The 12,996-nt window shown below is 50.8% G+C and carries 14 protein-coding genes; 8 read left to right on the top strand and 6 right to left on the bottom strand.

All coding sequences use genetic code 11. The features are described 5' to 3' along the window. Positions 1-3 precede the first annotated feature (3 nt). Positions 4-537: a hypothetical protein gene (locus tag KNQ07_RS03590; RefSeq protein ID WP_131972780.1), complete on the top strand. Its 534-nt coding sequence runs from the start codon at positions 4-6 to the stop codon at positions 535-537. 40 nt (positions 538-577) lie between these two features. On the opposite strand, the gene KNQ07_RS03585 is transcribed toward KNQ07_RS03590, so the two are convergent. Continuing rightward, positions 578-1,048: a GNAT family N-acetyltransferase gene (locus KNQ07_RS03585; protein WP_214764847.1), complete on the bottom strand. Its 471-nt coding sequence runs from the start codon at positions 1,046-1,048 to the stop codon at positions 578-580. An 89-nt stretch (positions 1,049-1,137) separates the two neighbouring features. Here KNQ07_RS03585 and KNQ07_RS03580 point away from each other — a divergent pair, with 89 nt between their 5' ends. Continuing rightward, a complete protein-coding gene (locus tag KNQ07_RS03580; RefSeq protein WP_214764846.1) occupies positions 1,138-1,743 on the top strand; it encodes a GNAT family N-acetyltransferase in 606 nt (201 codons plus the stop codon). A gap of 43 nt (positions 1,744-1,786) precedes the next feature. Here KNQ07_RS03580 and KNQ07_RS03575 read toward each other — a convergent pair whose 3' ends face one another. The 3 genes from KNQ07_RS03575 to KNQ07_RS03565 all read right to left on the bottom strand — a co-directional run bounded on the left by KNQ07_RS03575 (position 1,787) and on the right by KNQ07_RS03565 (position 4,238). Then, positions 1,787-2,449 (bottom strand): hypothetical protein, encoded by a 663-nt coding sequence (locus KNQ07_RS03575; RefSeq protein ID WP_214764845.1) that lies wholly within the window; start codon positions 2,447-2,449, stop codon positions 1,787-1,789. 21 nt (positions 2,450-2,470) lie between these two features. Then, complete coding sequence (locus KNQ07_RS03570; protein ID WP_214764844.1) at positions 2,471-3,679, bottom strand: MFS transporter; 1,209 nt, start codon at positions 3,677-3,679, stop codon at positions 2,471-2,473. Positions 3,680-3,755: 76 nt separating this feature from the next. After that, positions 3,756-4,238, bottom strand: a complete 483-nt coding sequence (locus tag KNQ07_RS03565) for a DUF2975 domain-containing protein (protein WP_214764843.1) — start codon at positions 4,236-4,238, stop codon at positions 3,756-3,758. Between the two features lie 192 nt (positions 4,239-4,430). On the opposite strand from KNQ07_RS03565, the gene KNQ07_RS03560 reads away from it, so the two are divergent. Genes KNQ07_RS03560 through KNQ07_RS03550 form a run of 3 tightly spaced genes read left to right on the top strand, consistent with a single transcriptional unit; the run spans position 4,431 to position 6,413 of the window. Further along, complete coding sequence (locus tag KNQ07_RS03560; protein ID WP_012370339.1) at positions 4,431-4,649, top strand: AbrB/MazE/SpoVT family DNA-binding domain-containing protein; 219 nt, start codon at positions 4,431-4,433, stop codon at positions 4,647-4,649. Positions 4,650-4,688: 39 nt separating this feature from the next. Next, entirely contained in the window at positions 4,689-5,189 is a 501-nt protein-coding gene (locus tag KNQ07_RS03555; RefSeq protein WP_214764842.1) for a cation:proton antiporter regulatory subunit, read from the top strand. Between the two features lie 3 nt (positions 5,190-5,192). Continuing rightward, positions 5,193-6,413, top strand: coding sequence for a cation:proton antiporter (locus tag KNQ07_RS03550; RefSeq protein WP_214764841.1), 1,221 nt, complete (start codon positions 5,193-5,195; stop codon positions 6,411-6,413). Between the two features lie 51 nt (positions 6,414-6,464). Here KNQ07_RS03550 and KNQ07_RS03545 read toward each other — a convergent pair whose 3' ends face one another. Continuing rightward, positions 6,465-6,989 carry a dihydrofolate reductase family protein gene (locus KNQ07_RS03545; protein ID WP_214764840.1) on the bottom strand — a complete coding sequence of 175 codons (525 nt, stop codon included), beginning with the start codon at positions 6,987-6,989 and terminating at the stop codon, positions 6,465-6,467. A gap of 85 nt (positions 6,990-7,074) precedes the next feature. Between KNQ07_RS03545 and KNQ07_RS03540 the strand changes: the two genes are divergently transcribed. Beyond that, positions 7,075-7,962, top strand: coding sequence for a helix-turn-helix transcriptional regulator (locus KNQ07_RS03540; protein WP_214764839.1), 888 nt, complete (start codon positions 7,075-7,077; stop codon positions 7,960-7,962). An 82-nt stretch (positions 7,963-8,044) separates the two neighbouring features. Beyond that, complete coding sequence (locus KNQ07_RS03535; RefSeq protein ID WP_214764838.1) at positions 8,045-10,057, top strand: Na+/H+ antiporter; 2,013 nt, start codon at positions 8,045-8,047, stop codon at positions 10,055-10,057. A 44-nt stretch (positions 10,058-10,101) separates the two neighbouring features. Here the strand turns inward: KNQ07_RS03535 and KNQ07_RS03530 are convergent, their stop codons facing one another. Next, positions 10,102-11,517 carry an NAD-dependent succinate-semialdehyde dehydrogenase gene (locus tag KNQ07_RS03530; protein WP_214764837.1) on the bottom strand — a complete coding sequence of 472 codons (1,416 nt, stop codon included), beginning with the start codon at positions 11,515-11,517 and terminating at the stop codon, positions 10,102-10,104. Between the two features lie 193 nt (positions 11,518-11,710). On the opposite strand from KNQ07_RS03530, the gene KNQ07_RS03525 reads away from it, so the two are divergent. Continuing rightward, the gene (locus tag KNQ07_RS03525; protein WP_251139450.1) at positions 11,711-12,955 is read left to right on the top strand and encodes a polysaccharide deacetylase family protein; all 1,245 of its coding nucleotides are present in this window, start codon (positions 11,711-11,713) and stop codon (positions 12,953-12,955) included. Positions 12,956-12,996 lie beyond the last annotated feature (41 nt).

The following is a 12,996-nucleotide window of genomic DNA, read 5'->3' as shown; positions in this document are numbered from 1 at the left end:
GTTATGAAAAAACGAGTTTTTTGTTCGGTCACGATGGCGCTGATGCTTGGCGGATGTGGAACCGGACAACCGAAAGAGCCCGACTTCCCTCGGTATACGGGCGAATATTTACACATTGCCTATATCGGGAAAGCACCGGAAGTTCGGGAAGACAACGTCCGTTTAAAGGAAATTTCATTCACAGAATTAAAAAATCGTAAGCAGGTCGCTTCGACTTTCGACGCGGTCATGATCATGCCGAACAAGTTACTGGAAGCGGATCAAGGCGAGTATGCCGACACCTACCTGAAAATGCGAATTCCGACGTTTTTCATCGGATCGAATAAGGGGCATGTGCCGTTTATCGCGGACTGGATTTCGTACAAGGAAGCGGCGGGAGAGACGACCGATTATGCAGCCGGTTACTTAAACGGGAAAACGACTTTGTTTTGGACATACGGGTTATACAACGATGTTAAAACGAAGAGACATATTACCGCCATGTATTCGAATGTCTTTCAAACGGTGGAAACGGTCAAAAACAAACGACAGCAGTAACAGAAAAAACGCTGTTCCGGCATCACGTCGGAATGGTGTTTTATGTATGAGATTGCGTCATGATGAGAAACGTGGCATGCGTCGTCGAAAACGCGGCGTGGCGTTGAAATCCGAGCTGTTCATACAGGTGAATCGCCCGTTCATTAAACGAAGCGACCGTTAAACGGAGCGGTAACGCCGATTGCGCTTTGACCGTATCAAGGACAAACGAACAAAACGCAAATCCTGTCCCTTGTCCGGTCAGTTCGGGCTGCCGGCCGAGTCCGATATCCAAATGGTCATCTGGGTACAAATGAAGCGGGCGACCAGGTGGGACTTGCGCAGAACGGCCCGTACAAAAGAAGCCGACGAGTTGTTTGTGAGCGATGACGGCCTGATAGGAACCGTCAAGCAGTTCGGCATATGCCTCCTCCGACGTTTCCATGTTGTAAAAATCGTACGGCGGCGGATAGGTCCACTTCAGAACGGCAGTTGCCTGATCAACGGTCATCGGGACAGCTTGAAAGGTCATAACGTATACCTCCGGATATATTTTTCTCCACTGTATCGCATTCCTGTTATTTTTTCTATATAATGTAAAAAAAGAACGGGGGAACGAACATGACGACAACGGAATTTTACCGGCACTTACCGGTCCTTAAGACCGAACGATTGGTGCTGCGGCCGCTTCGAGCAAGCGATCTTGATGATTTATTTGAATACACGCAGGACGAGGAAACCGCCCGTTACGTGACGTGGAATGCCAATCAGACAATTGAACAGGCCGAACAGTTTTTGAACTATGTCCTGTCAAACTATGACCAGGGGAAAGAAGCACCGTGGGCGATCGTTTGGAAGGAAACCGGCAAGATGATCGGAACAATTGATTTCATCCACCTGTTGCTCGACGACAATAAACAGACGGAACTCGGGTATGCGTTATCGCGTCAGTTCTGGGGCAAAGGAATCGTCACGGAAGCCGTCGCACGTGTCATGGCCTATGGTTTTGAAGAACTCAAGCTCGAGCGGATCCAGGCGCGGTGCATGGAGCCGAACATCGGTTCAGCCCGGGTGATGGAAAAAGTCGGGATGACGTACGAGGGAACGTTACGCCGATTAATCTTCATCAAAGGGGCGTTCCATGACGTCAAGATGTATGCAATATTACGGGATGAGTATGCCGCAGTGACGCAAAAGACAGAATCCAATTCGAAACAGCATCAATGAGATGAAACCCCCAAACCGGCGAACCGGTTTGGGGGTTTTTTGATTAGATCGTCTGTTCAACGGATGAAGCATCCACAAATTCAACCATGTGCGTCTCTGTATCGAGAATCCGTGTCCGTGGATCATCTTTTGAGAGGAAAATCGCTTCGCCGGTCGCGTCAAAGGCAAACGCCGTCGGAATCGAGAAGCCGCAATTGCGGTAAGAGCCGTCGGCGTGACTCGTTCCGAGGAATAGTGCCGATTGCTGGCGGCTGATGCGCCGGGCTTCGCCGGACCAGTCCGTGTATTGTTCCTCACTGAACATCCCGACACCGATCGGATTAAAAATGATGTCGACTTTGTCCTGCTTCAGACCGTCCAGGCCGAGGAAAATCTCCCGGCAAAGCAGATATCCGGCAGCTTGTCCGGCAACAGTCGCCGTCGACGGCGTATAAAGTGGACCGGCTTCCGGTGTCTTCGCCCGGTCGAGCAGAATCTCGCCTGTTGCATTGATGATCAGGGCCCGGTCCAGGCGATCCGCATCGCGGTACCCGGTCACGATGACGGTCGCGAATTGCTTCGCCAAGTGACGTAACGTCTCGACATCCGTCTCGCGGCAGTAACCTTCCGGATACAGCAGAAGATCGATGTCCGGATAGGCCGCTATTTCACGTTGCAATTGTTCGAGTTGTGTTTCCTGTTTCGGTTGGCCGATTAAAATCTTCATGTTAGCACGTCCTTCTATGTATTACGAAATTTGTTTGGTCGTCTGATCGTCCCGGAAAAATGCTTCCTTGTCCGGTTGCAGGACATGACGGATCAGTATGAGACTCAGCAGTGAAAGCAAAACAGAACCGGCAATGATGCTGAAACGAAGCGGGAACAGGTCGCCTGTAAAGCCGATCGCTAAAATCAACAGAATCTGGATGACGCTTTGACCGAGACCATACAGACTCGTGAAGCGGCCGATCAAAGCCTCCGGGACGTTGTTTTGATAAAATGTCATGAAGCCGGTTCCGGCAAAGGCATTAAAAAAGCCGAGCAGTAAAAATCCGACCGTCACGATCAGAAATGAGCCGGCAGTCGCATACATCAGGTAGCCGATTGCGACGAACAGATAACCGCTGACGAGTAACGCCTTGAGCGACAGCCGGTTCGCAAAACGTGCGACCGTCAAACCACCGAGGACGGAACCGATTCCTGTAATGCTGATCAGAAGACCGTAATCAGTGGCGGTCAAACCGACGACCGTTTGCAGAAAGACAACTTCCTGGGCATCCATTGCAAGTGCGAGACTCATCGACAAAATACCGACCAGGTAAATTCGGCTGACAAACCAGTTGGTCCGGCTGAACCGGCTGACCATCCGCCAATCGGTTCTAATATCCGACAGGCGGACGGTTGACAGAGTCGCATGCGAAACGGACGGCAACGTCAGGAGTAGTACCCCGGACACGAGAAATGAACCGGCATTGATCCAGATGGCGACATCGGGTGTCGCAACAAGTAACAGCAGACCGGCGAGTGCCGGACCAATCAAAAAGGCACTGGATGTGATCAGACCTCGGTACGCATTAAACGACTTGCGTCCGCTTTCCGGAATCATCTGCGTCAGATAACGGATGGCGGCCGGTTCAAAAAATGCTTTGACGAACGCCAGTCCAAACAACGTCAGGTACATCATTGGTAAGGACGATAAAAAGGGAATCAAGGCAACAAGCAGTGCCCGGACCAGATCGGTTCCAATCAGCCAGCGTCGGACATCGGCCCGGTCAACCACGCTGCCAGCCCAAAATTTCGTCAACAGGGCGGCGAGCGGACCGATGATCCAAAGACCGGCAACTGCGGCGGCAGAACCGGTCAGTTGATAGAGGTAGACATTGATCGCGACGAGGTAAACAAAATCTCCAAACTGGGAGATACCGAATGAAGCCAAAAGAGTCGAAGAACGAGACAACCAAATCCACCTGCTTTTCCAGAAGCATTTTACCAAAATTATACAGGTTGTCCGATTAGTATGCCAGACCCATCTTTTAAGCTGTTGTTCCGGAAATCAAGTTCTTTTGTTTAACAAGTGACTGTAAAAGCGAACTGATGACACCGAGTGTAACAGGAATCAAAATCAGTATAAAAGCAAATAGGATCAGACCCGGTGCATCATCCCGATCGGCGACGATGAACATGACCGGAAACAGACCGACCGCGACACAACTGATAAGGATAAAGCAGATTTTAATTGTGCCGAAGGAAGAAGAGAGGACATTTGTTTCAGTCATATTTCTCTTAAGCGACCGGAGAATTTTTAAGACATGCACCAGGATTAGCAGACTCGGAATTAATGCGAGCAGTCCCGCCATTAAGATGAAATAACCCGGTTTATCAAGTAAAACCTCCAGTGAGAATCCACGTTGTGCTCTTTTAATCAGCAGGGAAATGGCGACTCCGGCCAATCCGAACAGACTGATCAACAACCCGCTGCAGACAAGTTGCAAATAGACAAGATGCCATTTTTTCATCATCCGTTCCTCCTTTCTTTCCTTCAGTATAGTCCATCTTTGTCCGCAAATTACCCGCCTGAAGGATGAGAAAAAATCTTTTTTTATCAATTCAAAGCAAAGTACTCGGAATTGGTTTGAACGTATGTTACACTGGGAATAAGAAAAGTAAGGAAGTAAGGAAAATCAGACAAAGAAAGAAGGAAGTTCGGAATGGAGCTATCCAAGTTGACGTCCAAAGGGCAAATCACGATCCCGAAAAAAATTAGACAGGCGTTACAAGTAGAGGAAGGAGATCGCGTTGCCTTCATCGAGGAAGACGGGTTTGTCATCATGGCGAAAGCGGATTTACAACAGCTGCATGACCTTCAAGATATTTTGAGTGACGAGAAATTCAAATCACTCATCCAAAAAGCACATCATCACCTGTAAAATTATCAGATTGACCAACTAAAAGGAGGAACTAACAACATGGATATGCGCGAAGTAGATTTACCGGGAATCGGACGGAAGTTCGAAGGAATTACGACAAGAGGGGACAAGGTGGTTGTGATTGTCCACGATGACGGACGCCGGGAAATGCACCACTATGACGATGATGATTTTGATGAGAGCATCTCAAGTGTGACATTCAACGACACAGAGGCAAGACAGATGGCAGGTATTTTAGGCGGTCTGGCATATAAACCGAAGGACCTTGAAAAAATTGAACTGGCGTTTGACGATCTCGTCATTGAATGGTTTAAGATCGGTGAGGACTCATCCGTCAACAACCGGACGATTGGCGAACTCGACGTACGAAACGAGTACGACATCTCGATTATCGCTGTCCTCAAACACGATAAATCAAAATCATTGAACCCGGGTCCGGAGACACGTCTTGAAGCCGGTGATACGATTGTCCTGTCGGGAGAACGTCAAAATGTCCGCCACATTACGAAAGCACTCTTCTCAATCGAAGGAGGCGGATGATAGATGGATCATTTAATATTTGAAGTCGGTACCGCGCTTATCTTAGTGGCAATCGCAGCTTTGCTTGCGAATAAATTGAATTTTTCGATCATTCCGTTTTTAATCATCTTAGGGATGATCGTCGGACCGCACGCTCCGACAATCGGGATACTAGACTTCAAGTTCATTGAAAGTGCTGAGTTTATCAGCTTCCTCGGACGCATCGGTGTCCTGTTCCTCTTGTTTTATCTGGGACTGGAGTTCTCAATCGGAAAATTAATCCGGTCGGGTAAATCGATCGTTACGAGTGGAACAATTTATTTATCGATTAACTTCACAGGTGGATTGCTGTACGGATTCATCGCCGGCTTCCCGTTATATGAAGTGCTGATCATCGCCGGAATCATCACGATTTCGTCGAGCGCAATCGTTGCGAAAGTCCTCGTCGATCTGCGACGGACCGGGAATACGGAAACCGAGTTGATTCTCGGGATCATCATGTTCGAAGACATTTTCCTCGCTGTTTACCTGTCCGTCTTATCGGGACTCCTGCTTGGCGACGGAACGACGTTACTGTCTTCGGTCACATCGATTTTAATCGCTCTCGGTTACATGCTGTTGTTCTTCATCATCGCCCGCAAAGCGACACCACTTCTGAATCGGATGCTGAAGATTGCGTCGGATGAAGTCTTCATCATCGTCGTCTTTGCCGCCCTGTTCTTCGTCGCCGGCTTCTCGGAAACGATTCACGTCGCGGAAGCCATCGGGGCCTTACTGCTCGGACTCGTCTTTTCGGAAACGGAACAAGGCGAACGGATTGAGCACCTCGTCGTGCCGTTCCGTGATTTCTTCGGTGCTATCTTCTTCTTCAGCTTCGGACTGAGCATCGATCCGACGATGTTGCTTGACGCCGTCTGGCTTGCCCTCGGTGCCGTCGTCATCACGATTGTCGGAAACTATGTCGCCGGCATGATTGCCGGACGCCGGGCCGGACTGTCGCACAAAGCGTCCTCGAACATCGGGCTGACGATTGTCTCGCGTGGTGAATTCTCGATCATCGTCGCGAACCTTGGCATCGCCGGCGGTTTGATGGAGATCCTGTCCCCGTTCTCGGCACTCTATGTCCTGATTCTCGCGATTCTCGGACCGCTGATGACAAAGGAATCAAGACGGATTTTCAACTTTATGAACGGAATATTCAAGTGGACGGAACCAAAACCGAAAAAAACGAAACCGAAATCCTGATTCGAAAATACGCTGACCGGCTTCAAGCCCGGTCAGCGTATTTTTGAGATGTCATCCTTTTAAGACGTCATACGTGGCCATGATGAACTGTCCGGACGGACGGCAACCGGTCAGTCGGAACCGGGTTTCAAGCGTTCCCTCCGGAAACAGCGGGATGCCGCTCCCGAGGACGACCGGTGCGATCGCCAGCTCCAGCTGATCGACGCGCTTGAGTCGTAACGCTTCTTGAATCAGTTCACCGCCGCCAACCAGCCAAATTTTCCCGTCGATCGTCGGACCGATCCGGTCAAGTAAGACATCAAGCGGTTCATTCGTAAACATAGCATGCTCCGACTGTTTACCGGTTTGCCGGGTCAGGACGTAGTTGTCGATGGCAGAGTAAGGGTAGTCGTCACTGAGAACAAGTACTTCGTCAAACGTTTTCCGCCCCATGATGACGGCACCGACGTCCTGCATGAACGTTGCGTAGCCGTTGTCACCGTCTCCTTCAACAGCAAACAACCAATCGAGTGAATCGTCCGAACGGGCGATTTTCCCGTCTAAGCTGCAGGCGATATATAAAACGGTTTGTGTCATCTTTTTTCCTCCTTTGGTTCGTTCTGTTTGTAGTCTACGGTATAATCATGACAAAAGATGTCGTAATTGAAGGAGGTTTTTTATCATGAAAACCCGACAGTTGAAACTGATGCGTTTATTGAATCGGCAACAACTGCTGACGGCGCGGGAACTGGCGGAAGCATGCGGCGTTTCCTTGCGGACGATCCAGCGCGATTTGCTGGAGCTTGAAGCAAACGGCTATCCGATTTACAGCGAACGCGGACCGGCCGGCGGCTACCGGGTCTTACCGAACCGGCTGTTGCCGCCGCTTGCCTTGCGGGAACAGGAAGCCATCACGTTGTTTTTGATGCTCGACTGGGTCGGTCAGGTGCCGGATTTGCCGTTCGGTACGTTACGCGGCAATCTTGCCGAATGGTATCTGCACGAACTGCCGGCCGATCTCGAACTGAAGCTCGACCGGTTGAAAGGGCGTGTCCGTTTTGCCAAACCGGATACACCGGCGTCTCCATTGACGCGCGACTTGTTGCGGCTGATGGAAATGGAAGTGCAGGGTGAACTGATTTACCGGACGATAAGCGGTCGTCGGACGATTCGGATTGACCCGGTTGGTCTGACGTTTGAACGGAACCGCTGGTATCTGCTCGCGCAGACAGACCGCGGATTACGCCAGTACCGGGTCGACCGGATGGAGCAGGTGACCGAGACGACGGTTCCGTCACAGCGAATGACGTTTGAGGAGGCGGAGCAGCTCGGGCAGGCGGGAGAACAGGTGACGGTCCGTCTCGAGTTGACGCCGCTCGGCGAACGGTTACTTGAAGGGGTTTTGCCGCTGAATGCGTTGCGGACGTGGTTCGTGCCGGTTGCCGAACTGCCGTTTCTCGGACGACAGTTATTCGGATTGGGGCGGGAAGTGCGGGTTCTCGAACCGTTGCTCCTGCGTCAAGAGATCCAGGAGCAGGCCCGGGCGGTCATCGCCTTATATGAGGACTGACAAGGGGTTCTGTTCCTAAGTCAGTGAGAAACTATGTTACGATATAACCAGAGAAACAGTGAAAGTATGGAAGGGGTTTTCTATGGAAACGTTATCACTTATTTTGTTAATGCTTGCCTTAATCATCTTGACTCAAGTCCTTGGACACTACATCCGCTTCATTCCGACCGCGTTGATTCAAATCCTCGTCGGAACGATTGCCGCGCTGCTGATCAGCGGGCTGAAGATTGAAGTCGAATCGGAATGGTTCCTGTTATTATTCATCGCTCCATTGCTTTATAACGACAGTTCACATTTTCCGCGTGATGAACTGTGGAAGATGCGTGCCGCCATTTTCGGTAATGCCATCGTCCTCGTCCTGTTGACGACGGTCATCGGCGGTTACTTCATCAACTGGCTTGTACCGGTCATTCCGGTCGCGGCCGCCTTTGCGCTCGCGGCCATCCTGTCACCGACTGACCCGATTGCCGTCAACGGGATCGCGAAACGCGTTCAGATTCCGGAACAGATCTTAAATCTTGTCCGGGGAGAGTCGTTGATCAATGACGCCTCGGGACTGGTTGCCTTCAGTTATGCGGTCGCCGCCGTCGTCACCGGTTACTTCTCGATCCAGCAGGCGACGACGGAATTCGTCTACATGTTCGCCGTCGGAGCCGTCGTCGGTCTTACGATCAGCATCGCGATGAACTGGCTGAAGATGAAATTACGCCGGACCGGAATTGAAGACGTCGTCTTTTATGCGTTACTGCAAATCCTGACACCGTTCATCATCTTTTTCGTCGCAGAAGAAATTCTGCATGCATCCGGCGTCATCGCCGTCGTCACAGGCGGAATCCTGCACGCGTTGATTAAAGAGCGGACCGAAACGTTTTTCGCTCAGGAACAGACATTGACGGACAATATCTGGACGATGATTGCCTACATCTTAAACGGGATCATCTTCCTGTTGCTTGGTCTGACGTTACCGGAAGCGACACGCGAAATCTTTGCCGATGACGCGATTAACAACTGGCGTCTGATGTCATTTGTGATTGAAATTGGAACGGTCATTCTTTTAATTCGCTTGATTTGGACGATGTTCTTCAATTGGTTCGACCATCGCTTCCTGAAAAAAGCGGATCACCGCAAACCGTCGTTTAAGCAGGATGTCATCACGACACTCGTCGGCGTCCGCGGAACGATTACGATGGTCGGGGTCTTGTCTCTGCCGTTTCTGACTGAATCGGGCGAAGCGTTCCCGGAACGGTCATTGATTATTTTCCTCGCGGCCGGTGTCATCATCTTTACGCTGGTGCTTGCAACGATTCTTCTGCCGTTGCTTAACCGCGGCGAGGCTGATGTCCAACCGGAACTCGATTTGAATTCGTACAAACAGCGGATGGTCAAACGGGCGATCACGGAAATCAAACAGGTCGTCCAGGAAGAAAACTCGACCGTCGCCTTTGACTTGTTAAATGAATATCACGTCATGCTGCGCCTGTTACGGGCACAGGAGAAAAGTGAAGAAGAATTGACGCACTTCAACCAACAGTTGAAAAAACTGCGGCTCGAGGCGGTCCAGTGGGAACGTGATTTTACAAAGCAGTTCCTGCAGGAGCATAAAACACCGGATCAGCTGAAAAAAGAAGTCTTCCGGTCAATCGATAACCGGCGCGAAGCCATCGACAAGGAAGCCCGTTTTCGTCTGATGCAACCGATCCGGAAAATCCTTTGGAAACGGAAACGGTCGAACATGTCGTCCGAGCAGTTGATTTACTTGACGCAGGTCGAGCATGAGCTGTACGAACAGGTCATGACAGAGGTCATCACCCGGCTTGAAGGATGCCGCGGCGACTATCCGGCAGATGTCGTACAAAGTGTACTCGAATTTTACAAACGTTTACGCTTTAAACACACGCGCTGGTCGTCACCGGTCGGCGGAAAAGCCGACGTCGATCAGCAAAAAGAAGAACTCTGTCTGCGGGCAATCGAAGTCCAGCGCCAGGAAATCGCTTCGATGTCAAAAGAAGGCGATTTGTCGGGCGAGGAAGAAAAAGAATTGCGCCGCTTCATTCATTATATTGAGAGTGTCGTTCTTTATGAGTACGTCGAGTAAACGAAAAAACAGCCCTTGTCCAGTGGACAGGGGTTGCTTTGTGATTAACCGAGTGACAAGTATTTGACTTCGAGATAATCTTCGATACCGTAGACGCCGCCTTCACGGCCGAGTCCACTTTCTTTATAACCGCCGAAGGGTGCTTGCGCAGCGGATGGTGCACCGTCATTGAGACCGACGATTCCGTACTCGAGTTTTTTACCGAGCAGGAGAGCTTCGTCGATTTTTTCCGAGAACGCATAGGCCGCAAGACCGTATGGTGTGTTGTTCGCGCGTTCGATGACTTCGTCAAGCGTATCGAAGACCGAAATCGGTGCGAGCGGACCAAACGTTTCTTCCTGCATGCAGATCATGTCTTCCGTGACATTACCGAGGACGGTTGGTTCAACAAAGTATCCGACTGAATCATCAATCGTACCGCCGGAAAGAATCGTTGCGCCTTTGGCGACGGCGTCGTCAATATGTGCTTTGACTTTGGCAACGGCTTTCGCATTGATCAACGGTCCGATCGTCGAATCGGCGTCGAGTCCGTTGCCGACTTTCAGACGATTGACTTCAGCGACGAATTTTTCAGTGAAGGCGTCGAGAACCGATGCCTGGACATAAAAGCGGTTCGTTGCGACACAGGCTTGTCCGCCGTTGCGGAATTTCGAGCGGATGGCGCCTTGAACGGCTTTGTCGAGATCGGCATTTTCCGTGACGATGAACGGCGCATGACCACCGAGTTCAAGCGACAATTTTTTCATCGTATCAGCCGCTTGACGCATGATCAATTTACCGACCGCTGTTGAGCCGGTGAATGTGATTTTCCGGACACGGGAATCGCCTTGCCAGACACCACTGATTGTTGCGGCGTCCCCAGTCAAGACGTTGATCGCACCAGCCGGAATACCCGCTTCGATCGCCAGTTCGACGAGGCGAAGTGCCGTATACGGTGTTTCTTCTGACGGTTTCAACACGACGGTACAGCCGGCAGCCAGTGCCGGAGCGAGTTTCCGTGTAATCATTGCTGCCGGGAAGTTCCATGGCGTGATTGCCGCAACGACACCAACCGGTTCTTTTTCGACGAAGAGTCGTTTCCCGGGAACCGATGCCGGAATTGTTTCTCCGTAGATCCGGCGCGCTTCTTCCGCATACCAGCGGACATATTGATTGCCGTAGTCGATTTCTCCGCGTGCTTCGACGAATGGTTTCCCTTGTTCGAGCGTCATGATTTCCGCGAGTTCATCACGGTGTTGTTGAATCAGGCGGTACCAGGCATCGATTTTATCGGCGCGGTCATCGGCTGTCCGTTCCGACCAGTCGACGAATGCTGTACTTGCTGCATCGACGGCACGCGCTGCATCGTCTGCTGTGCTGCTCGGGACGTGTCCGAGCAATTCTTTAGTTGCCGGGTTAAAGACGGGAATCGTTTCTTCTGTGTTATACCAAATATTATTAATGACGTTTTGTTCAATCATGTGTTGCACCTCCGTGTGTTTTCATTACGTCCCTTATTAAACACCCATCCGGGCGGTTTGTGTACTTCCGCTTTGGATGGGGGACATAACGAACTGGAATACCCTTCTCAAAGTAGTTAATCGACTGAATAATCGGGAATATAAAAAGTAAGCGGAGTGGAGTATTGTTTGTCGGAGAAAGGACGGAATTCAGATGAATAAAAAATGGATGGGCGTCAGTCTTGCAGGAATCGTATTGATCAGTGGATGCGGTCAGCCGTCAGTTGGATCAGAAACGAAAACGAAGCAGGTCGAACATCAGGCAGCAGACACGAGCTACATACGTCAGGAATTAAAACGCGCCGATTTTATCGCGGCCCAGTACGATTATGCCCGGGCAATCCGGATTGTCGACCGGTTGAAGACGACGGAAGCGAAACAAAAGCGGAAGGAATACGCGGCGAAACAGGCGAATCTCGGAACGATCAAAGCCGGTAAGTCCGTCCCACACCTGTTTTTCCACTCCTTGATCGCCGAGCCGAAACGTGCCTTTGACGGGGACCGGAAACAGCAGGGCTACGATGATTATATGGTGACGAAAGGGGAGTTCGAACGGATTTTGACCGCCTTGTATCAACGGAACTATGTCCTCGTCCGCCCGACCGATCTTGCGGTATGGAGAGACGGACGGATGACGGAAAAGGGACTTGCTTTTCCAAAGGGCAAAAAGCCGCTTGTCCTGTCGCAGGATGACGTCAACTACTATGAATACATGACGGGAGACGGTTTTGCGACGACGTTGAAAGTGAAAAACGGGCGGATCACCAATTCGATGGCCGGAAAACCGGACGGTGCTTATGATCTCGTGCCGATCGTGGATGCGTTCGTCAACCGCCATCCGGACTTCTCTTACCACGGCGCAAAAGGATTGCTTGGTATCACCGGCTACAACGGTGTTCTCGGGTACCGGTCGTCGTATGCGCAGTACGGAAGTTCTTCTAAAGTTGAGCAGGCGCGTCAACAGGCAAAAGCGACTGCAACGGCCTTGAAGAAGGACGGATGGCAATTTGCCAGCCACACCTATGGTCACATCGCGATCGGAAAAGTCAGTCTGGCAACGCTTCAGGCGGATACGGCTCGCTACAACCGTGATGTCGCTCCATTGATCGGAACGACACGGCAGTTGATTTATCCGTTCGGCAGTGATATTCAGAATTGGCATGGGTACACGGGGGATAAATACCGTTATTTGACGCAGCAAGGGTTCCATTATTTTTATAACGTCGATGCGTCGCAGCATGCCTGGAAACAGTTAGGCAAAGACTATTACCGTCAGGCACGGATTAATGTCGACGGGATCCGGCTCCGCCAGGCACTGGCGAAAAAAACAAAGGTCTTGGATCCGTTTTTCGATTCGAAAGCCGTTTTTGATCCGATGCGGCCGGTCGTTAAAAAATAATCTCATTCCTGAAAAACGAATTGACCCATTTAATGATTCAC

Source organism: Exiguobacterium sp. s145, assembly GCF_018618835.1.
GTDB lineage: Bacteria > Bacillota > Bacilli > Exiguobacteriales > Exiguobacteriaceae > Exiguobacterium_A > Exiguobacterium_A artemiae.
This window is presented reverse-complemented; position numbering and strand designations above follow the sequence as displayed.

Bases quoted from the DNA above. Each gene is read 5' to 3' on its own strand.
- KNQ07_RS03590 (WP_131972780.1), top strand. From the start codon at position 4: ATGAAAAAACGAGTTTTTTGTTCGGTCACGATGGCGCTGATGCTTGGC.
- KNQ07_RS03585 (WP_214764847.1), bottom strand. From the start codon at position 1,048: ATGACCTTTCAAGCTGTCCCGATGACCGTTGATCAGGCAACTGCCGTT.
- KNQ07_RS03580 (WP_214764846.1), top strand. From the start codon at position 1,138: ATGACGACAACGGAATTTTACCGGCACTTACCGGTCCTTAAGACCGAA.
- KNQ07_RS03575 (WP_214764845.1), bottom strand. From the start codon at position 2,449: ATGAAGATTTTAATCGGCCAACCGAAACAGGAAACACAACTCGAACAA.
- KNQ07_RS03565 (WP_214764843.1), bottom strand. From the start codon at position 4,238: ATGAAAAAATGGCATCTTGTCTATTTGCAACTTGTCTGCAGCGGGTTG.
- KNQ07_RS03560 (WP_012370339.1), top strand. From the start codon at position 4,431: ATGGAGCTATCCAAGTTGACGTCCAAAGGGCAAATCACGATCCCGAAA.
- KNQ07_RS03555 (WP_214764842.1), top strand. From the start codon at position 4,689: ATGGATATGCGCGAAGTAGATTTACCGGGAATCGGACGGAAGTTCGAA.
- KNQ07_RS03550 (WP_214764841.1), top strand. From the start codon at position 5,193: ATGGATCATTTAATATTTGAAGTCGGTACCGCGCTTATCTTAGTGGCA.
- KNQ07_RS03545 (WP_214764840.1), bottom strand. From the start codon at position 6,989: ATGACACAAACCGTTTTATATATCGCCTGCAGCTTAGACGGGAAAATC.
- KNQ07_RS03540 (WP_214764839.1), top strand. From the start codon at position 7,075: ATGAAAACCCGACAGTTGAAACTGATGCGTTTATTGAATCGGCAACAA.
- KNQ07_RS03535 (WP_214764838.1), top strand. From the start codon at position 8,045: ATGGAAACGTTATCACTTATTTTGTTAATGCTTGCCTTAATCATCTTG.
- KNQ07_RS03530 (WP_214764837.1), bottom strand. From the start codon at position 11,517: ATGATTGAACAAAACGTCATTAATAATATTTGGTATAACACAGAAGAA.
- KNQ07_RS03525 (WP_251139450.1), top strand. From the start codon at position 11,711: ATGAATAAAAAATGGATGGGCGTCAGTCTTGCAGGAATCGTATTGATC.